This window comes from Kitasatospora purpeofusca (assembly GCF_034043715.1).
Lineage (GTDB): Bacteria > Actinomycetota > Actinomycetes > Streptomycetales > Streptomycetaceae > Kitasatospora > Kitasatospora purpeofusca_A.
In genome coordinates this window covers 1-19,455 of sequence record NZ_JAXCLC010000037.1, presented here as the reverse complement: position 1 = coordinate 19,455, position 19,455 = coordinate 1, and the positions used below count along the sequence as shown (strand labels likewise).

At 74.5% G+C, this 19,455-nt stretch carries 16 protein-coding genes; 8 read left to right on the top strand and 8 right to left on the bottom strand.

The features are described from left to right. Nucleotides 1-4: 4 nt before the first annotated feature. Complete coding sequence (locus tag SM793_RS20090; protein WP_320439606.1) at nt 5-1,363, bottom strand: acyltransferase; 1,359 nt, start codon at nt 1,361-1,363, stop codon at nt 5-7. Nucleotides 1,364-1,579: 216 nt separating this feature from the next. Here SM793_RS20090 and SM793_RS20085 point away from each other — a divergent pair, with 216 nt between their 5' ends. From SM793_RS20085 to SM793_RS20070, 4 genes are all read left to right on the top strand, one after another. Further along, nucleotides 1,580-3,958 (top strand): FHA domain-containing protein, encoded by a 2,379-nt coding sequence (locus tag SM793_RS20085; RefSeq protein WP_320439605.1) that lies wholly within the window; start codon nt 1,580-1,582, stop codon nt 3,956-3,958. A gap of 89 nt (nt 3,959-4,047) precedes the next feature. After that, a complete protein-coding gene (locus SM793_RS20080) occupies nt 4,048-4,635 on the top strand; it encodes a hypothetical protein (protein ID WP_320439604.1) in 588 nt (195 codons plus the stop codon). Between the two features lie 293 nt (nt 4,636-4,928). Then, nucleotides 4,929-5,942 (top strand): serine/threonine-protein kinase, encoded by a 1,014-nt coding sequence (locus SM793_RS20075; protein WP_320439662.1) that lies wholly within the window; start codon nt 4,929-4,931, stop codon nt 5,940-5,942. A gap of 97 nt (nt 5,943-6,039) precedes the next feature. Continuing rightward, nucleotides 6,040-6,426, top strand: a complete 387-nt coding sequence (locus tag SM793_RS20070; protein ID WP_320439603.1) for a DUF4259 domain-containing protein — start codon at nt 6,040-6,042, stop codon at nt 6,424-6,426. Here SM793_RS20070 and SM793_RS20065 read toward each other — a convergent pair. After that, complete coding sequence (locus SM793_RS20065) at nt 6,423-7,784, bottom strand: streptophobe family protein (protein ID WP_320439602.1); 1,362 nt, start codon at nt 7,782-7,784, stop codon at nt 6,423-6,425. The genes SM793_RS20070 and SM793_RS20065 overlap by 4 nt on opposite strands. Nucleotides 7,785-8,329: 545 nt before the next feature. Here SM793_RS20065 and SM793_RS20060 point away from each other — a divergent pair. Then, nucleotides 8,330-9,547, top strand: coding sequence for a DUF6777 domain-containing protein (locus SM793_RS20060; RefSeq protein ID WP_320439601.1), 1,218 nt, complete (start codon nt 8,330-8,332; stop codon nt 9,545-9,547). Between the two features lie 48 nt (nt 9,548-9,595). On the opposite strand, the gene SM793_RS20055 is transcribed toward SM793_RS20060, so the two are convergent. Continuing rightward, complete coding sequence (locus tag SM793_RS20055; RefSeq protein ID WP_320439600.1) at nt 9,596-10,045, bottom strand: helix-turn-helix domain-containing protein; 450 nt, start codon at nt 10,043-10,045, stop codon at nt 9,596-9,598. Nucleotides 10,046-10,214: 169 nt separating this feature from the next. Between SM793_RS20055 and SM793_RS20050 the strand changes: the two genes are divergently transcribed. Beyond that, a complete protein-coding gene (locus SM793_RS20050) occupies nt 10,215-11,456 on the top strand; it encodes an MFS transporter (RefSeq protein WP_320439599.1) in 1,242 nt (413 codons plus the stop codon). Here the strand turns inward: SM793_RS20050 and SM793_RS20045 are convergent. Beyond that, complete coding sequence (locus SM793_RS20045; protein WP_320439598.1) at nt 11,446-12,423, bottom strand: endonuclease/exonuclease/phosphatase family protein; 978 nt, start codon at nt 12,421-12,423, stop codon at nt 11,446-11,448. The genes SM793_RS20050 and SM793_RS20045 overlap by 11 nt on opposite strands. 249 nt (nt 12,424-12,672) lie before the next feature. Here SM793_RS20045 and SM793_RS20040 point away from each other — a divergent pair, with 249 nt between their 5' ends. Further along, on the top strand, nt 12,673-14,994 hold the full coding sequence (locus SM793_RS20040; RefSeq protein WP_320439597.1) for a hypothetical protein: 2,322 nt from the start codon (nt 12,673-12,675) through the stop codon (nt 14,992-14,994). Between the two features lie 143 nt (nt 14,995-15,137). On the opposite strand, the gene SM793_RS20035 is transcribed toward SM793_RS20040, so the two are convergent. Continuing rightward, complete coding sequence (locus SM793_RS20035; protein ID WP_320439596.1) at nt 15,138-16,523, bottom strand: LCP family protein; 1,386 nt, start codon at nt 16,521-16,523, stop codon at nt 15,138-15,140. After that, a complete protein-coding gene (locus SM793_RS20030; RefSeq protein WP_320439595.1) occupies nt 16,516-17,100 on the bottom strand; it encodes a DUF6542 domain-containing protein in 585 nt (194 codons plus the stop codon). Before SM793_RS20030 ends, SM793_RS20035 begins: the two co-directional genes overlap by 8 nt. A 201-nt stretch (nt 17,101-17,301) precedes the next feature. On the opposite strand from SM793_RS20030, the gene SM793_RS20025 reads away from it, so the two are divergent. Further along, a complete protein-coding gene (locus tag SM793_RS20025) occupies nt 17,302-17,496 on the top strand; it encodes an antitoxin (RefSeq protein WP_320439594.1) in 195 nt (64 codons plus the stop codon). 73 nt (nt 17,497-17,569) lie between these two features. Here SM793_RS20025 and galE read toward each other — a convergent pair whose 3' ends face one another. Both galE and SM793_RS20015 read right to left on the bottom strand, forming a co-directional pair. Further along, nucleotides 17,570-18,589, bottom strand: a complete 1,020-nt coding sequence (gene galE / locus SM793_RS20020) for a UDP-glucose 4-epimerase GalE (protein WP_320439593.1) — start codon at nt 18,587-18,589, stop codon at nt 17,570-17,572. Nucleotides 18,590-18,710: 121 nt separating this feature from the next. After that, nucleotides 18,711-19,388: a hypothetical protein gene (locus tag SM793_RS20015; protein ID WP_320439592.1), complete on the bottom strand. Its 678-nt coding sequence runs from the start codon at nt 19,386-19,388 to the stop codon at nt 18,711-18,713. Nucleotides 19,389-19,455: the final 67 nt, after the last annotated feature.

Genomic DNA, 19,455 nt, shown 5'->3' with positions numbered 1-19,455 from the left:
CCGCTCAGAGCACCTTGGGCACGGCCGCGAGCAGCGCCGGAAGCCGGTCCGACGGGTCCCGGTAGCGGTGCAGGGCCGCCCGTCCGTCCGTCCCGCGCAGCCGTGCGGCCAGCCGGGCGGGGACCACCAGCGTGGTGAGGAGCCCGGTGCCGCCGAACCCCTCCACGCTCCACGAGACCCACGGCAGCGGGTAGTTGGCGGTCGGGCTGAAGAACACCGGCCGCTGCCCCTGGAAGGTGGCGTCGTAGAGGCCGAAGCGGCTCCAGTTGGAGAAGCTGAACCGGCGGTGCTGCGGGTCGAAGCCGAGCGGCACACACCCGGCCAGCCCCGGGCGGCCGAGCTCGGCCAGGAAGCGGAGGTTGGAGCGCAGGTTGAGGTGCTCCTCGGCGTAGTCCCGCACGGCGGCGCGCAGCGCCCCGGCGAGGGCGCCGGGGCCGTCGGCGGGCGTGTACGGCAGGTGGATGTCGCCGAGCAGGTTGCCGATCAGGGTGTCCGGGAGTCCGAGCGGGCGCCGGACGTTGACCGGGACGGTGAGCCAGCGGGTCTCCGCGTCGCCGTCCAACTCCCTCACGGTGTGCACGACATGCGCGCAGACGGCGTCGCCGGCGGAGACCTTGATCCCGGCCGCCGCGCCGAACTCCTCGCGCATCCGGGCGATCTCGTCGTCCCCGAAGTAGAGCTGCACGGTCCGGTTGGCGCGCGGCCCGGCCGCCACCTCGCGTTCCAGCAGCAGGCGTTCGCCCTCCCCGGGCACCCGGAAGCCGGGCCGTCCGCAGTCCTCGGCGGGCAGCACCCGGTCGAGCAGCGCGTCCTGGTCCTCGACGAGTTCGGCCACCGGCAGTTCCTCCCCCTCGACCGCCGCCGACCAGGCGCGCAGCAGCAGGGCGAAGCTCTGCAGGTCGCCGATCGCGTGGTGCCAGGAGCAGCCGAGCACGGTGCCGCCGTCGCCGGTGCGGGTGACCCGGACGCCGAACAGCGGCCCGTCGCCGGTCCGGGCGGCCCGGGCGTCCAGCGGGTCGACGTGCTGCGCGCCGGGCGCGGTGACCCGGCCCATCGACTCGGCGAGGGTGCCGTCGACCCGGTAACTGACCATCGGCACACCGGAGTCGTCGCAGACCGCCTCCAACACCCCGTCGACGGTGCGCAGTCGGCCGGCGAACACCGGGACCCGCTCCAGCGCCCGGGCGAGTCCGGCGGCGAGCCGATCCTCGTCCAGGGCCCGGTCGAAGAACAGCACGACGGAGACGGAGAGGTCGGCGAGCATGGTGTCGACGAGGCCGCAGCGGAGCACCGTCCCGGACGCGACGCCGGCTCTGACCGTTCGGGTGTCGCGCAACTGCGGCCAGACGCTCAATGGATCCATCCCGGGGCTCACGTGGCGTGTCGTACGGAGGGCCCCGACGACCGTACAGTTCTCCCCGAACGATAGGGCAGTACCCGGGTGGCGATCCAGTGGTCCAGTCCAATTCCGTGGCATCGGCCCGGCGGCCGGCCCGCACCCTGCGTGACCGGGCCGGGGCAGGCGCCACCGGCTCGGGTGACCGGGCCGGGCGGGCCCTGTCGGACTAGACTCCGAAGCATGGGAGAGCGCTCGGGCGCGCCCGACGCGCCGCCCCTGGTCCTCGTCACCGACACGGATTCGCAGTTACTCGATCCGCGCCGGGCGTACCACGTCGGCCGCGACCCGACCAGCGAGATCGTCCTCGACGACCCCCGGGTCTCCTGGCACCACGCCGTGCTGCACACCACCGCCGACCACTGGCAGCTGGAGGACGTCGGCAGCACCAACGGCACCTTCGCCGACAGCCGCCGGATCCGGTCCGAGGAGATCGGCCCCGGCACCAGGCTGCGGTTCGGCGATGCCGCGGACGGGCCCTCCGCCACCTTCGCGGGCCTGCCCGCCGCCGCCCCGGCCGAGCGGCCCTCGCTCGTCGCCCCGGGCGTCTCCGGCACCTTCCGCCGGCCCAGCGCCGTCCTGCGGCTGCCCGGCCGGACGGTGCGGATCGGCCGGGCCCCCGACAACGAGCTGGTGCTGGAGGACCTCGTGGTCTCCCGGCACCACGCCGAACTGCGCACCCTGCCCGACGGTGGCCACGAGATCGTCGACCTGGAGAGCCACAACGGCACCTACCTCAACGGCCGCCCCGTCCAGCGGGCCCCGATCGGCCCCGCGGACATCGTCGGCATCGGCCACTTCGCGCTCTGCCTCTCCGGCGACGAACTGGTGGAGTACACCGACACCGGCGAGGTCTCGCTCAATGTGCAGGGCCTGGTCGTCCGGGTCGGCTCCGAGCAGCGGGTGCTGCTCGACGACGTCTCCTTCCCGCTCGCCGAGAAGGCCCTGCTCGCCGTGGCCGGTCCCAGCGGCGCCGGCAAGTCCACCCTGCTGAACGCGCTCACCGGGCTGCGGCCGGCCGACGAGGGCACCGTGCTCTACGACGGCCGCGACCTCTACCGCGACTACGCCGAGCTGCGCCGCCGGATCGGCCTGGTGCCGCAGGACGACATCCTGCACACCCAGCTGACCGTCCGCCGCGCGCTCTCCTACGCCGCCGAACTGCGGTTCCCCGGCGACACCGCCAAGGAGGAGCGGGAGGCCAGGGTCTCCGAGGTGATCCACGAACTCGGCCTGGACGCCCGCGCCGACCTGGTGATCTCCAGCCTCTCCGGCGGCCAGCGCAAACGCGTCAGCGTCGCCCTCGAACTGCTCACCAAACCCTCGCTGCTCTTCCTCGACGAGCCCACCTCCGGCCTGGACCCGGGGATGGAGCGCTCGGTGATGCAGATGCTGCGCGGCCTGGCCGACGACGGACGCACCGTCGTCGTGGTCACCCACAGTGTGCTCAGCCTGGACGTCTGCGACCGCCTGCTGGTGCTGGCCCCGGGCGGTCGCACCGCCTACTACGGCCCGCCCGACGAGGCCCTGCCGTTCTTCGGCTTCACCGAGTGGCCGCAGGCCTTCGAGGCGTTCGAGAACGAGGACCACGCGGCCTGGCAGCGCCGGTTCCGGGAGTCGCCCCAGTACGAGCGGTACGTCGCCGCCGGGGCCCTGCCGCCCGCGCGGCCGGTCCCGGTGGCCGGTCCCGGGGCGGCGCAGGCCGCCGACAGCATCGGCCCGGAGCAGCCGCAGGGCTGGTTCCCCCAGCTGGGCACGCTGATCCGCCGCTACACGGCGGTGCTCGCCGCGGACCGGCTGTTCCTGACCGTGATGATCGCCCTCCCGTTCCTGATCGGCGTGATGTGCCGGGCGATGGCGGGCAGCCGGCTCTCCTCCGACAACGCGCTGAACTGCCTGCTCACGCTCTGCATCGGCGGCCTGCTCACCGGCTCGGCCAACGCGGTGCGCGAGATCGTCAAGGAACGGCCCATCTACCAGCGAGAACGCGTGGTCGGGCTGTCCCGCTCGGCCTATCTGGTCTCCAAGGTGGTGGTGCTCGGCACGATCACGGTGGGGCAGGCCGCCGTGCTGACGGTGGTCGGCCTGGCCGGGGTCGATCTGAGCCCGACCCTGGCCACCGGGGTGGCGGTGCACAGCGGCGTACTGCTGCCACCACTGGCCGAGCTGATCATCGCGGTGGCGTTGCTGTCCTTCTCCGCGATGATGCTCGGCCTGCTGGTGTCCGCGCTGGTCCGCAAGGAGGAGGCGACGATGCCGCTGCTGGTGCTGCTCTCCGTGGTGCAGATCGTGTTCAGCGGCGCCATGCTGAAGCTGCACGACGTGCCCGGCCTCGAGCAGTTCTCGTGGCTGGTGCCGTCCCGCTGGGGCCTGTCCGCGATGGCCCGCACCGTCGACCTGCACACCGTCCTGCCGACCGCGATCACCGCCGACCCGATGTTCCGGCAGGACCGGACCGGGTGGCTGCTGTCGCTGGCCCTGCTGGTCGCGCTCGCGGTGGTGCTGGCCCTGGCCGTGCTCGCCCTGCTGCGCCGGCAGGAGCCGGCGATCATGCGGAAGTGAACAGCCGGGTGAACAGCGGAGCGAACAGCCGAAGTGACTCAGCGGTAGCGAATCAGTGGAAGTGAACCAGCGGAAGCGACCCTGCGGAAGTGACCCTGCCGATGGACGAGTTCGGGTTCCGCCCCACCCATGTGGCCCCACCCGACGGCCTGGCCAGCTGGGCCGCCCCGGACCCGGCGCAACCCGCGTCCCCGCTGGACCCGCTGCTGCCGTTGCAGTTGCTCGGCCGCGCCGGGGACTGGGCCCAGGTGCTCTGCTCCAACGGCTGGACCACCTGGGTCGACGGCCGGCTGCTCCTCTCGCTCCCCGGCGCCCCACCCGCCGCCACCGGCCCGCCGGCCCGCACCGCCGACCCGCGCCCCGCCCTCGCCGAGGCGGAGGGCGCGCTGGCCCGCTACCGCTCGCTGCTGGAGGACCTCGCCGCGGGCGGCGTCGACCTGGAGGCTTTCCGGGACCGGGCGCGCGGCCTGCGGATCGGGCTGGTCGTCGACGGCGAGCGGCTCTGGGTGTTCGACCCGGTGCACGACCGCTGGTCCTACTGCGACGGCCTCCAGCTCCACACCTACGCCGTCGGCGGCCGGCCGCGGCTCCCCGACAGCGGGAGGCCGGACGCCGGGACGCCGGACGCCGGGCGGCCACCGGACGCCGGCGAGCCGACCCGACTGGTGGAGCCGTGACCACGCCCCCGGAACCCCCGCCGGGGCCGCAGCCCGTGCCGCCGCCCCTGCCGCCGCCCGGCGACCGGCCGCCCGGAGAGCCACCCCCTGCCCCGGAACCGCCCGCCGAGCCGTCCCCGCACCCTCCCACCGCGGCGCGGGCCACCGCGGTGCCCGACGCCGGCCCCACCGCGGCGGCCGCTTCCGCCGGGCCCGAGCCCGGCCCCGACCCGTCGGCGGAGCCCGGCGGGGAGCGGGGCGCGGAGCCCGGCGCGGAACGGGGCGCCGACCCCGAGGACGACGCCGCCCTCGCACTGCCGAGCCTGCCCGCCGGCCTGGTCGGCCGGCGGGTCGCCGGGTACCGGCTGGAGGCGGAGATCGGCCGCGGCGGTATGGCCGTCGTCTACCGGGCGAAGGACCTGCGGCTGGGCCGCACCGTCGCGGTCAAACTGCTCGCCCCCGAACTGGCCCGCAACGAGGTGTTCCGGCGGCGCTTCATCCACGAGTCGCAGGTCGCCGCCGCGATCGACCACCCGCACATCATCCCGGTGTTCGAGGCGGGCGAGGCGGACGGCATCCTCTTCATCGCGATGCGCTACGTCGAGCGCGGCGACCTGCGCGGCCTCATCTCCCGGGGCGGCGCCTTCCCGGTCGAGCGGGCCGCCGGGCTCGCCCTGCAGATCGCGTCCGCACTGGACGCCGCGCACGACCACGACCTGGTCCACCGGGACGTCAAACCCGGCAATGTGCTCGTCGCCCCGGGCACCGACAGCGAGCACCCCGAGCACCTCTACCTCGCCGACTTCGGCCTGACCAAGAAGTCCCTGTCACTGAGCGGCCTGACCGGTGTCGGCCAGATCGTCGGCACCCTCGACTACGCCGCGCCCGAGCAGATCTCCGGCCGGCCCCTGGACGGCCGCTGCGACCAGTACGGGCTCGGCTGCGTCGTCTTCGAGATGCTCTCCGGGGCGCCGCCGTTCCGCCGGGAGAGTGACCTCGCGCTGCTCTGGGCCCACCTCAACGATCCGCCGCCCACGGTCCGCGAGCACCGGCCCGACCTGCCGCCCGCCGTGGACGAGGTGATCGGCCGGGCCCTCGCCAAGGCCCCCGAGGAGCGGTTCGCCAACTGCCTGCAGTTCGTCGCCGAGCTGCGCGCGGCGGCGACCGTCCCCCCGGTCACCGGCCCGCCCGGCGCCCAGTGGGGCACGGCGGGCCCGCCGACCCAGGTGGTCCCCGCCGTCGCACCCCCGTTCGGCGCAACCCCCGGCGTCCCCGAACCCCCCGCCTGGGCCCTCCCTGCGATCCACCCACCCGGCTCCGGCGACTGACGGTGACGCTCCACCGGACGACGGCCCGGGTCGTTTGTCGGTCCTGCCTGGTTCGATGTCCCCGACGGCGAGGACGACAGCAACCGGGGGAGAATCCGTGGGCACGTGGGGCAGTGGGAACTTCGAGAGCGACACGGCCCTGGACCACCTGTCGGCCGTCGTCGGCCGGCTCGTCGACGAGGTCGCCGAGGCGATGGCCGGCGATCCGGTCGGCATCGAACCCGACGAGTACTGGGGCGAAGCCGTGCCGTGCCAGCTGGAACTGCTGCACGTCCTCGCGCAGGCCGGCCACGCCGACGGCGAGCTGCCGAAGGCCGAGGTGATCGAGGGCTGGAAAGAGACGTTCATGACCGTCTGGGAGCGCAGCATCGACGGCCTGGAGCCCAAGCCCCGGTACAAGGAGGAGCGCCGGGCGGTGCTGAACCGCACCTTCGACCAGCTGGCCGCCGATGCGCGGCAGGCAGACGTCGGCGAGGACAGCTAGTCGGTCTCGCCGCGGCGGGGCAGGCGGGTGGCGGCGAGGGCGCCCAGGGCGCCGGTCAGCAGGCCCCAGCCGGCGGCGAGCGGCACGGTGATCCAGAGCACCGGGTCGAGCGTGAGCGTGCCGCCGGTCAGGGCGGCGGCCGGGCCGGCCGGCCCCACCGCCGGGCCGAGGACGGAGCTGAGCAGGTCCCCCAGGCCGCCCTCGCCGAGGCCGACCCCGAGTACCTGGAGGCCGTAGTCGGCGGAGATCCTGGTCCAGACGCCGACCAGCAGCATGGTGACGGCGGCGGCCGCCGCGAGCCGCACCGCGTGCTGCCACAGCCGGACCCCGCGCGGTGCGCGGTGCGCGGCGAATACCCCGGCCGCGAGCATCAGGACGGCGGCCACCGGCAGCAACCACCAGGCGCGGGCGTCCTGTTCGGCGAGCGTGCCGAGGCTCACCGTGCCGTCCTGGCCCTCGCCGACCCGCAGCACGGCGGCCAGCGACTTGGGCACGGGCAGTCCGATCGCACCGACCAGATGGCCGTTCCACTCGCCGCCGAGGCCGACGCCGAAGGCGAGCCAGACCAGATTGGGCAGGGCGAGCAGCGCCACGGCGGCGACCTCGCGGGCGTTCCCGTTCACCGCGGCGGTGACGATCGCGGCCACCACCCCCAGCGCCACGCACCCGAGCAGGACCAGCAGCATCGCGAACCCGGCCGGGCGGACGGCCTGCTGGAAGGGCACCAGGGCACGCGGCAGCGGCGCACGGCGGGAGACGGCGAAGGTCGCGGCCAGCACCACCAGTAGCCAGAGCAGCCCCAGTCCGAGGGTGGGCGCGGGTTCCGCGTGGAAGCCGACCTCGGGTTCGATCCCGAGCGCGCCGCCGAGCTGTTCGACCAGCCCGTCACCGAGCGGCACCGCGAAGGTGTGCCGGGCCGCCGCGCAGAGCAGGGCGAGGCCGATCAGCCAGACCACCGCGGTCCGGGCGGCGCGGCCGAGCAGTTCCCGGCCGCCGGCGACCGCGCGGAACCGCAGTTGGCGCAGGAACACCTCGGCCACGGCCAGCGCGCCGACCAGGCTCACGGACAGCGGCATCGCGAGGATCCCGGCATCGACGGAGGCGAAGAAACCCGCGCCGCCGTCGAGCCCGACCGAGCCCCCGACCGCGAGCGTGAGGGTCGCGGCCAGCACGTACGGGAAGGCGCCGCCGGGAAGGTCGTTCGCCCCGGCCGCCCAGAGGCCGAGCGCGGCGACGGCCGCCATCGCGGCGAACCCCGCCAGGACGACCGCCAGCGCGTCCAGCCAGCCGCGCACGGCGCCGGGTGGTCCGGCCGCCCCGGTGCGGGCCGGCCCGCTCGAACGGGCCTGCTGGTGCATGCGGGTCTCCCTGTCGGCTCGGCTCGGTCCCCCCGTGCGTCCGGTTCCGGCCCCCACGCCTGCCACCAGGGTGGCCCAGGACCCGCCCGCCCGCCTGTCCGCCGCCCGCCCCGCCGCCCCGAGCCGCCCGCCGATCCCGTCCACCGGCCCCGTGCCGATCCCGTCCGCCGATCCCGCTCACCGACCCGCCCACCGACCGTTGCTGTTGCGACGGGCGGGCACCCGGGGCAGAAATGGATCCCAGTGGCAGGAGCCTCCTGCGCCGGCCGGCTGGACCGGCCGCCCCGCGAAACGGAGCCTCGATGAGTTCCCAACCGCCTTCGTCCGGCCCGCCCCTCGGCCCGCCCTCCGGACCGCCGTCCGGACCGCTCTCCGGACCGCCGTCGGGCGGCCGGTCAGGTCCACCCGGTCCCCCGTCCGGCCCGGGCTCCGGCGGCGCCGGCGGACCGTCCGGTGGCGGCGGACCGGGCGGCTCGTCCGGTCCGGGCGGTCCGGGCGGGGGGCGTCCGACGCCGTGGTGGCGCTCCGGACGGAAGGCCGCCCTGGTGGCCGGCAGCGCCGCGCTGGCCGTGGTGGCGGCAGTGCTGATCGTCAACAACAGCGGCGGCGGGGGCAGCAAGGACACCACCGTGCCGACCGCGAACGAGGTCGCGCTGCAGGGTCCGCAGGACCCGGGCCCGGCGCCGTTCACCCCCTCGGTCCAGACGGAGGCGGTGCAGGCCCCCGCCCCGGCGCCGTCCACGGCGACGGCCACCCGAACGGCCGGTGCCACGGCCACCGCCAGTACCGGCCTCCACAACGTCGAGGGGACGTCGGCCGGCGTCTACGGCGGGACGATGAACAAGCCGAGCTGCGACGTGGAGCGGCTGGTCTCGATCACCTCGACCGGCGACACCGGCCGGGCCTGGGCCTCGGCCCAGGGCATCGAGCAGTCCGCCGTCCCCGGCTACCTGCGGTCGCTGACCTCGGCCTACCTCCGGGTGGACACCCGGGTCACCAACCACAGCTACCAGGGCGGCGCGGCCGTCGCCTACCAGTCCGTGCTCCAGGCCGGCACCGCCGTACTGGTCGACGCGCAGGGCGTGCCGCGGGTGCGCTGCGGCTGCGGCAACCCGCTGAAGGCGCCGACGCTGGTCGCGGACGCCAAGTACGTCGGCAAGCCGTGGGCGGGCTTCCAGCCGAGCGCGCTGGTCATCGTGGTCGCCGCGCCCCGGCCGGTGACGGAGATCGTGCTGGTGGACATCGTGACCGGCGGTTGGTTCGCGCGGGTGACGGGGCAGGTCAAGGTCGTCGACAAGAAGGTCCAGGAGCCGCGAGGTCCGCTGGCCCCCGGCGTCCCGGCCGCCACCTCCTGGCCGTCCGCCTCGCCGAACCCTTCGGCCTCGGGCTCCAGCTCCGCCTCGACCTCGTCCTCGGCGCCGAGTTCCGGCGGCACCTCGACCTCGGGTTCGCCGTCCGGCTCCACCGGGCCGTCCAGCAGTTCGGCGAGCGCCTCGACCTCGGGCGCGACCTCGTCGGGCGCGACCTCCTCCGGGGCCACCTCCTCGTCCGCCTCGACCGGCACCTCGACCAGCGCCTCCACCGAGTCGGCGACCTCTAAGCCGACGGTGAGCGTCTCCACCCCGGCGGCCACCACGACGACCGCGAAGACGGCCTCGTCGACCACCACGGCCCAGCAGCCGGCGACGGCCACGGCGACCTGCGCCACCACCTCGCCGTCCACCCTGCCGCCCTGCCCCACCACCACGGCGACCACCGGCTGAGCCGACCGGCCTGGTCGACCGGCCGGGCCGACCGGGACTGCCGGGGTGTCACCCCGGTGGCAGCAGCACCTCGGTGTCGTCCGGCCCCAGTACCCGGCCGTCGGCCGCCCGGACCTCCACCCGGGCGACCGGCGCGCCGGCGGCGCGGTCGACGAGGCGGGCGCGCGGCTCGTCGGCCACGAAGCAGTACCGCTCGCCCCACTGGCGCAGGGCGGTGACGACGGGGAACAGCGCCCGCCCCTTCTCGGTGAGCACGTACTCCTGGTACGGGCTGCCGTCGGCGGCGGGGGCCGGTTCGAGGACGCCGTGGGCGACCAGGTTGGCGAGGCGCGCGGAGAGGATGTTCTTCGCCAGCCCCAGGTTCTTCTGGAACTGCCCGAAGCGGCGCAGCCCGTCGAAGGCGTCGCGGACGATCAGCAGCGTCCAGCCGTCGCCGAGGAGGTCAAGCGGCCGGGCGACCGGGCAGGTCGACTCCTCGTGCGAGGTGCGTTTCGGCACCCGCTTCTCCTCTCGTCCGGCGGTGTCCCGTGGCTCCGTTGGCACGGGTTTCACCTTGCAACCATAGCGCTCGCCGCTCCGGCGATCCATGGTTGCTTATTAAAACCACTTCGTGCGAGGGTGGCGCGGTAGCACTTTGAAACCACTTGCCGCGAAGGAGCCCCGTCCCGTGCCCCTCCCCGCCGTCTCCTGGCTGTTCTCCGTCGCCGGCGGCCTGGCCGTCGCCAACGTCTACTACGCCCAACCGCTGCTCGACCTCATCGCCGCGGACCTCGGCATCGACCACGCCACGGTCGGCCTGATCGGCACCCTCACCCAGATCGGCTACGCGGTCGGCCTGCTGCTGCTCGTCCCCCTCGGCGACCACCTCGACCGCCGCACCCTGATCACCGCGCAGCTCGGCCTCTCCGTCGCGGCACTCGCCGCCGTGGCGCTCTCCCCCTCGGCCCCGCTGATGCTGCTCTTCATGGCGGCGGTCGGCATGCTGGCCGTGGCCGCCCAGGTGATGGTCGCCCACGCGGCCTCCCTCGCCCACCCCGCCGACCGGGGCCGCGTCGTCGGCGTCGTCACCAGCGGCATCGTGGTCGGCATCCTGCTCGCCCGGACCGTCGCCGGCACCATCGGCGACCTCGCCGGATGGCGCGCCGTCTACATCGTCTCCGCCCTCGCCACCGGCGCCATGGCCGTCGCCCTGGCCGCGGCCGTCCCCGCCGGACGCCGCAGCCCGGAGCGGATCCGCTACCCGCGGCTGGTCCGATCGGTGTTCACGCTGTTCGCCGAGGAGCCCGTGCTCCGGGTCCGCGCCGGACTCGCACTGCTCGTCTTCACCGCCGTCACCGTGCTGCTCACCCCGATGGTGCTGGCCCTGGCGGCCCCGCCGTTCAGCCTCAGCCACACCGAGATCGGGCTCTTCGGCCTGGCCGGGGCCGCCGGCGCGCTCGGCGCCGGACACGCCGGTCGGCAGGCCGACCGGGGGCGGGCGCGGCGCACCCTGGCGATCGGGCTCACCGCCATGCTGGCAGCCTGGCCGCTCGCCGCGCTGCTGCCGCACTCGGTGTGGTGGCTGGTGCTCGCCATGGTGGTGATCGACTACGGCCTGCAGTCCGTGCACGTGGTCAATCAGCACCTGCTCTACCAGGTCCGCCCCGAGGCCCAGAGCCGGCTGACCGCCGGGTACATGCTGCTCTACTCGGTGGGCAGCGCGATCGGCGCGATCGGCTCCACCCTCGCGTACGAACACGGCGGCTGGACGGCGGTCTGCGCCCTGGGCGGCGGGGTCAGCCTGCTCGCGCTCGCGTACTGGCGGGCCACCGAATGCCTGCTGGCGGACCACCTCGCCGTGGACGCCGACCGGTCGGCGGCGCCCACCAGGCCGGAGCCCACCAGCACGGAGCCCTGCCTCAGCCGGTGACGGCCAGCTCCGCGACCACCGCGCGGTGGTCGGCGCCCCGCACCCGGTGCTCCGTCACCGAGACCGCGCGCAGCGCCTCCCCGTGCAGCACGTGGTCGATCTGGATCACCGGCCACAGCCCGGAGAAGTAGGTGTCCGGCTCCGGCCAGGTGGGCGCGGCCCCCCGGCCCAGCTCCGCGTGGGTGTCGGCGAGGCCGGTGTCGAGCAGGGCGCGCATCGGCGTGTGGTCGAGCGTCGCGTTGAAGTCCCCCAGCAGGACGGCGTTGCGGGTGGCGCCGGACACCGCCGCCCGCAGCCCGTCGAAGTCCGCCGACCAGCGTCCGGAGTCACCCAGCGGGTAGTAGGTGTGCACGGCCGTCAGCCGGACGGTGCGGCCGCCGACCGTCACCTCGGCCGCGATCTGCTCCCGGGCCGCCTCCGAGGCCGAGCCGTCGAGCGGCGTCAGCGGGAGCCACGAGTAGATCGCGGTGTCCCGACCGGGCCGCAGCTCCCGGTGCGGCAGCACCTCGGCGATGCCCGCCCGGTCCAGCCGGGCGACCGCGCCCGGCCCCAGCTCCTCCATCGCGAGGACGTCGACGCGCTGTTCGCGCACCAGCCGGACGATCTCGGCGGCATCGGCCTGTCCCACCCAGGCGTTGCTGGTGGCGACCCGCAGCCGGGGCGCGTCGGCCGCCGGAGCGGCACCGCCGTCCGGCACCAGCCTCGGGACCAGCCAGAAGAGCTGCACCGCCGCCAGGACGCCGGCGACCGCCGCCGCCCACCACGAACGGAGCGCCAGCAGCACCCCGAGCGCGAGCACGCCGCCGAGCGCCGCGTACGGCAGCAGCACCACGGCGAGCGCGAGCGGCGTCCCGTCGTCCCACCCCCCGAAGCGGACCGCCACCAGCACCGCCGACAGCGCCGACCCCGCCCAGCCGGCCCACTCCAGCACCCGCCGTGCCCACACCCACCAACGTGCCCGCTCCACCGACGCCCCCACCCCTCGCTCCAGCCCCTCGTTCCAGCCCCTCGCCTCTGCCTCAGGACGCCCCCGTGCGCGGAGCGGTTCCGCACCGCTCCGGCGCACGGGGCTTCCGGCGAGGAGCCACCGCGCCTCCTCCCGGGCCCCTGGCGCTGAGCTGTTGAGGTGATCGTCCCGCGTGTCCGGGCGGAACGGTCCGGGGGCCGGGCGAGGGTGGAACCTGCCCCCATCCCATTGCCCGTTGTGAGGCCACCCGTGGTTCATCGTCCTTCCCCACGCCGCAAACGTCTCTACGCCCTGTGCACGGCGGTCCCGCTGGCCGCCGGACTGGCAGCCCCGTTCGCCCTGGACCGGGCCTTCGCCGCGCCGGACCTGCCGCAGCGCCCGGCGGCGGTCCGCGGAGCCGGCACCCAGCGGCCGATCGGCCCCGACCCGGTGCTCGACCTGCTGGCCCACGGCAACCTGACGATGGCGTCCAACTCGGTCCTGACCTGTGACGACAGCGACGGCTCGGCCTGCAACGACACCGAGGGCACCAACAACGGCCGCACCAAGTACGTCAAGACCGACCCGAACGCGCCCGGGAACAACGCGTCCTCGGCCCAGCTGGTGATCCCGGCCGGGGCCGAGGTGCTCTCCGCCCGGCTGTACTGGCAGTTCAACCCGACCAACACCAGCACCGCCGGCGGCACCGCCGGGGACATCAACAGGGGCAACACGGTGTCCTGGAAGGTCCCGGGCGGCGCCTCCTACGAGCAGGTCACCGCCGACACCTACGACTGGTTCGACCAGCAGGTCGGCGGCAACCCTCCCGAGCCGCTGCTGGCCGGGGCCGGCGTGAAGGACGTCACCGCCCAGGTGAAGGCCGCGGGCGCGGGCAGCTACACCGTCGCGGACATCCAGGCGTGCGCCGGGCGCTCCTCGGCGCAGAACTCCGGCGGCAACAACGTCGGCTGCTGGGGCGGCTGGTCGCTCGTCGTGGCCTACCAGGACCAGGCCGAACCGCTGCGCTACCTCCAGGTCTGGGACGGCTTCCAGCTGCTGCGCTCCCCCGACAACCTGGCGACGCTCACCCTCGCCGGCATCCGCACACCGGCCACCGCCCCGCCGGCCACCATGGGCGTCACCGTCGGCGACGGCGACGTGCCGATCTCGGGCGACGAGCTGCTGGTCGGCTCCACGACCGACAACCTGACGCTGCTGCCGATGCCCGGCCCCACCGGTGTCGCCACCGACAACGCCTTCACCAGCCGGATCGACCGGGTCGCCGCCGACGGCACCGGCAGCAACATCACGACCCGCGACCCCGCACCGGTCAACAACTACGGCTACGACGCCCGCACGATCGACGTCACCGGCAAGATCCCCGCCAACAGCACCCAGGCGGTGCTGCGGATCAACGGCGCCGGCGACGCACTGCACCCGCAGGCCGTCTGGCTCGCCGTCGACGCCCTCGAACCGGATCTGCAGATCACCAAGGCCAACGCCCCGGCCGGTACCACCGACAACAACCCGCCCGGCAACGTGTCCCCCGGCGACAGCATCACCTACACCTTCACCGTCGCCAACCGGCACCCCGACGGCAGCACCGGCGACCTCGACACCGCCACCGGCATCACCGTCACCGACCAGCTGCCGGCCGGCACCACCTTCGTCGCGGGCTCCAACCCCTCCTGCTCGGCCGCCGGGCAGACCGTGACCTGCCAGGTCGCCGACCTCACCCCGGGCGCGACCACCACCGTCGCCTTCCAGGCCACCGTCGACCAGGCCGCCACCGCCGGCACCGTCCTGGACGACAGCGCGACCCTCGCCTTCCGGGGCAACCAGACCCAGCGCGAGCAGACCCGCACCAGCAACACCGTGCGCAACACCGTGGTCGACACCCCGGTCTACTCGATCGAGAAGACCGCCACCCCCACCTCCACCACCCCCGGCCGGGCCGTCGCCTACCGGATCAAGGTCACCAACACCGGCCGCGTCGCCGCACCCGGTGTCACCCTCGACGACAACCTCGCCGACGTGCTCTCCCGGGCCGACTACAACGGTGACGCCGCCACCGACCTGGGCTCCGTCACCGTCACCGGCAGCACCCTGCACTGGACCGGGGACCTGCCGGTCGGCGGGAGCGCCACCATCACCTACTCGGTGACCGTGCACAGCTCGCTCACCAGCGACACGGCTCTCGGCAACACCGTCACCTCCGCCACCTACCGCAACAACTGCCCGCCCGGCGAGGGCGACGCCCGTTGCCACGCCGACGTCACGGTGACCGTCCCCACGCCGTCGCCGTCGCCGACGGCCTCCCCCTCCCCGACCGCCTCCCCGACTGCCTCGCCGACGGCCTCGCCTTCTCCGACGGCTTCCCCGACCGCGTCGCCCAGTCCCACCGCCTCACCTTCCCCCACAGCGACGCACAGCCACGGCCCCAGGCCCACCTCCAAGCCGACGCACGCCCCCGGCCCTGACGGAGAACTCCCGAGCACCGGCTCCGGCGCCCTCCTCGTTCTCGCCTTCGGCGCCCTCGGCTGCCTGATGATCGGCCTGCTCGCCCTGCGCGCCCGGGCCCGCCGACACTAGGCACCCGACCCCCTCAGCCCGACTCTCACGCCGACCCTCACCCCGACTCTCACTCCGACTCTCATCGGAGAACGACCGACCAGAGCTCGTGCCGGGCCCATCCGCCCGGCACGAGCTCTGCGCCGTGGAACGGCGCTTCGGGTTCAGTCCACGCAGGGGATGCCCCCGGCCCTCACCGCAGGGCCCTGCATGGGGAGGTCGGGCGTCGGATCGGCGGTGGGCGGGGACGACGGGGCCTGCGGCGGGGCGGACGGGCCCGCGGTGCGGGAGGAGGGCGCGGAGCGGGGCGCGGCCGGGGTCGTCCGGGTGCCGACGGGCACCGCGAACACGGCCTTGGCCTTGGCCGTCGGCGGCTCGGCGGACGTGGTCGGCTCGGCGGACGTGGTCGGCTCGGTCTGTTCGGCCGGACCGGCCGGACCGGCCGCCGGTGGGACCTCGTGGCCGAACAGCTGCTTGACGATGCGCTTGATCTGGCCCGGGTCGACGGTGTTGACCTCCTGGCCGCCGATGTTCTTGAACCCGGTGATCGGCAGGGTGTTGAACTCCACATTGCCGCCGGTCAGGTTGGGCGCCTGCTGGGCGAAGTCCAGGACGTTCCAGCGGTCGTCGATGACCACGTCCTTCTTCACCGCGTCGAACAGCCGCTGGAGCCGGCCGAGGTCGCCGACCACGCCGTCCTGCTTCAACTTGTAGACGACGGAGGAGATGAAGGCCTGCTGCCGGTGGGTCCGGTCCAGGTCGCCGTTCTTCAGGTGGTGGCGCTGGCGGACGAACGACAGCGCCTGCCGGGCGTCGAGCGAGCTGACGCCGGCCGGGAGCCGCAGCCCCGTGCCGCCGCCCTCGTGGGTCGCCGTCCGGGCCACGATCGGATCGTCGACCGGGTTGTTGAGGCAGACCTGGATCGGCTCGACGGCCTTGGCGATGTCGTAGAAGCCGATCAGGTTCACCTCCGCGAAGTGGTCGATCGGGATGTCGAGGAAGGACTGGACGGTCTGGAGGGTCGCGGCCCGCCCGGCCTCCCGGCTCTGCCGTTCCAACTCCGGCTTGGACAGGCCCTTCCCGCTCAGCCTCTGCTCGGCGGCGCCCTTGGCGATGCCGTACGCCTCCTTGATCTTGTGCATCCGACCGTCCGCGCCGACGGTCTGCACATAGTCGTCGCGCGGGACGGACAGGGCCGTCACCTTGCCACCGCCGGCCGGTATGTGCAGGACGATCAGCGCGTTGGTGTTGTACCCGCCGATCTCGCTGGAGCCGGCGTGCAGCTCCTCCTCGACGAACTCCTTGGGCAGGTCGTTGCCGTCCATGTCCTTGCGGCTGTCGAGGCCGATGAGCAGCAGGTTGACGGACTGGTCGAGGTGCGGGGGCGCGTTCTTCCGGGCCTCGGTGAGCGCGGCCGACTTGACCATGCCGCTGTCGAGTTGCCGGTACTCGTACCAGACCAGGCCGCTCGCGCCGAGGACGGCCACCGAGAGGGTACCGGCGAGCACTCGGCCGACGACGGTCAACGGCCCGGTGCGGGGCTCAGCCATGACGGCGCCTCCGGTCGGCGGTCCGGTCGACGGTGACGGCGGCCGGGGTAGGGGTGGGGGTGGTAGGGATGGCGGCCGGGGTAGGGGTGGGGGTCTGGATCGGGCGCGGGCGCGGGCTCGGGATCCGGCTCGCGCTGGTGCTCGCGGTCGGGCCGGTGCGGGCCGACCGGGCCGTGAGGGCCGCTCGTCCGGCGACGACCGACAGCGCCACCAGTACGGCCACCGCCATCACCGGGAAGGCGTCGACCACCCAGCGCACCGCCGCCGTCGCGAGCGCCTTGCCCTGCCCGTCCTCGGCACCGGCGGCCCAGGCGGTGCCGGCCCTGGCGGCCAGGACCACGGGCGGCGCGGCGATGACGACCCACCAGCGCCCGGGGCGGGTGCAGCGGGCCGCCGCGATGCCGGTGCCGAGGACGGCGCCGAGGGCGAACAGCGGACCGCCGCCGTTCCCGGTCAGCTCCCCCGCGACCGCGCCGGCCAGCGGCAGTCCGGTCGCGGCCAGCAGGACCGCCGCCGTCCCACCGGGGCGGGGCGGCGGGGTAGCTCCGCCCGCGCCCCTCGCGTGTTGCCCGACCATGCCCCACACCCCTTTCGCCGCGCCCTCGGATGAACTTCTACAATGCTGTAGAGCAAGAGTGGAGCATACGGATCCGTCCCCGCGAAATCACCCCGGCCCCACCCGCCACCTCGCCACCTCAGGCCCTCCCGACCGGAAAAACAGCTGGTCAGGGGCGGCTAGGATGAGCACGAACCGGGCGGAACGAACAGAAGGACCATCATGTTCGAGCACCTCAAGAACCTCGCCGACAAGGCCACCGACCTCGCCCGCGAGCACAGCGGCGCCGTCACCCAGGGCCTGGACAAGGTCGCCGGGATCGTCGACGGCAAGACGGACGGCAAGTACAGCGGGCACATCGACACCGCCACGGGCAAGGCCAAGGACTTCATCAACGGCCTCGACGAGTCCAAGTAGCACCGGGGCGACGGGGCCCGGCCCGGGACGGACCGGGACGGGCCCCGAGGACGGCGCTGCGGACGGCGCTCCGTCAGACGGTGGCGGCCAGGCGCTCGATCCAGCGGGCGCGCCACGCGAGCGCGTCCCGGACACCCTCCGCGATGGTCCGGCGCGGCTCCCAGCCGAGCAGTTCGCGCGCCGCCGTCACATCGCTGTAGCAGCCGAGCACATCGCCGGGGCGCGGCTCCGCCTCCCGGACGTCCAGCTTCTCGCCGATCGCCTGCTCGAAGGCCTCGACCAGCTCGCGGACCGTGGTGCCGTCACCGGTGCCGATGTTGACGACCCGGTAGCGCTCCTCCGCCCCGGGCCGGACCACCTCGTCGAACCGGACCAGCGCGGCGACATGGGCGTCGGCGACGTCCTGGACGTGGATGTAGTCCCGGATCCCCGAGCCGTCCCGGGTGTCCCAGTCGACACCCGTGATGGTGAACGGGGTGCCGTTGACGTGCGCCTCGATCAGCTTGCCGAGCGCGTGGCTCGGCGCGAGGTCCTGGAGACCGGTCCGCAGCCGCGGGTCAGCGCCGATCGGGTTGAAGTAGCGCAGCGCGACGACCCGCGTCCCGTCGGCGTCCGCACCCCGGGTCCAGTCCTGGAGCACCTGCTCCATCATCTGCTTGGTGCGTGCGTACGGGCTGCTCCCGTCGACCGGGCAGCTCTCGTCGACCCGGCCGGTCGGGGTGGGCCGGTAGATGGAGGCGGAGCTGCTGAAGACCACCCGGGTGCAGCCGTTGCGCTGGAGCGACTCCAGCAGCTCGACGGTCTTGCCGACGTTCTCCCGGTAGTAGAACAGCGGCCGCGCGACCGACTCGGGGACGACGATCCGGGCGGCGCAGTGCAGCGTCGCGTCGATGTCGGGGTGCTCCGCGAAGATCCGGTCGACCAGCGCCGCGTCCGCGATGTCCCCGCGGTAGAACTCCCGGCCCTCGACGAACTCGGCCCGGCCCTTGGAGAGATCGTCGAGGACGACCGGGGTGATGCCCGCGTCCAGCAGCGCGGACGCCACAGTGCTTCCGATGAAGCCTGCCCCGCCGGTGATCAGTACCTTCCGCACGATCCGCCTGCTCCCTTGCCCTGGTACGGGCGCCCCGTGACGCCCATTGCCGGGGAGGACGATCGGTTTGCACCCGGTGGTTCCCGTCGGCAGGCCGCCGGCGGGCTCGGAGGCGGCGGGCTCAGGGACGGCGGGCGCGACGGCGCAGGACGAGACCGGCGGCGACCAGGGCGACTGCGACGACGGCGGTGCCCACGGCGGCCCAGGTGGCGGGGCCGGAGCCGTCGGAGGGCTCGGACTCGGTGGCGGCCGCGGCGGTGCCCGAGGCGGAGGCGGCACCCGACGGGGTCCGGGTGGCGGCGGTGTCGGGAGCGGTCGGTCGAACGGTGGGACCTGCTGTGCCCGGAGCCGTGCCCGACCCTGGTGTGCCAGACCCTGGCGTGCCCGGCCCGGTGGGCGTCGGCAGCGTCGGGTCGGAGATCACCGCCGCCTCGACGTCGAGTTCGCGCTCACCGTGCCCGAGCGAGGGGAACGCGCAGTCCACCACGATCCGCCAGTGGCCGGCCGGCAGGAACTCCCGGGTGGTGTAGGTGCCCGGCCGCCCCGGCACGGCGACCAGCCGCCACGGTCCGGCCGCCCGACCGTCGGCCGAGGTGGCGGAGAGCGTGCCGGCGAACTGCTCGGTGACCGGGTCGCGGTCGTTCTCCCAGCTGGCGACGGTGGTGACGCGCCCGCCGTCCTGGCCGGACACCTCCAGGTGGACGGTGTCGCCGTGCGCGGCGGCGGGGACCGCGGCGGGGGCGAGCACCACCGCCCCGGCGAGAGCCAGGGCGGCGAGGGACTGACGGGTGCGTGGCATCGCGGGTCTTCCTCGTGGAGTGGAACGGGCCGGGTGCGGCCCCCCCAGCGGCAGCGGCGGCCGCCCC

Excerpts from the sequence above, each read along its gene's own strand:
- SM793_RS20015 (WP_320439592.1), bottom strand. The coding sequence starts at position 19,388 with ATGCCACGCACCCGTCAGTCCCTCGCCGCCCTGGCTCTCGCCGGGGCG.
- SM793_RS20035 (WP_320439596.1), bottom strand. The coding sequence starts at position 16,523 with ATGGCTGAGCCCCGCACCGGGCCGTTGACCGTCGTCGGCCGAGTGCTC.
- SM793_RS20065 (WP_320439602.1), bottom strand. The coding sequence starts at position 7,784 with ATGCACCAGCAGGCCCGTTCGAGCGGGCCGGCCCGCACCGGGGCGGCC.
- SM793_RS20085 (WP_320439605.1), top strand. The coding sequence starts at position 1,580 with ATGGGAGAGCGCTCGGGCGCGCCCGACGCGCCGCCCCTGGTCCTCGTC.
- SM793_RS20030 (WP_320439595.1), bottom strand. The coding sequence starts at position 17,100 with ATGGTCGGGCAACACGCGAGGGGCGCGGGCGGAGCTACCCCGCCGCCC.
- SM793_RS20025 (WP_320439594.1), top strand. The coding sequence starts at position 17,302 with ATGTTCGAGCACCTCAAGAACCTCGCCGACAAGGCCACCGACCTCGCC.
- SM793_RS20090 (WP_320439606.1), bottom strand. The coding sequence starts at position 1,363 with ATGGATCCATTGAGCGTCTGGCCGCAGTTGCGCGACACCCGAACGGTC.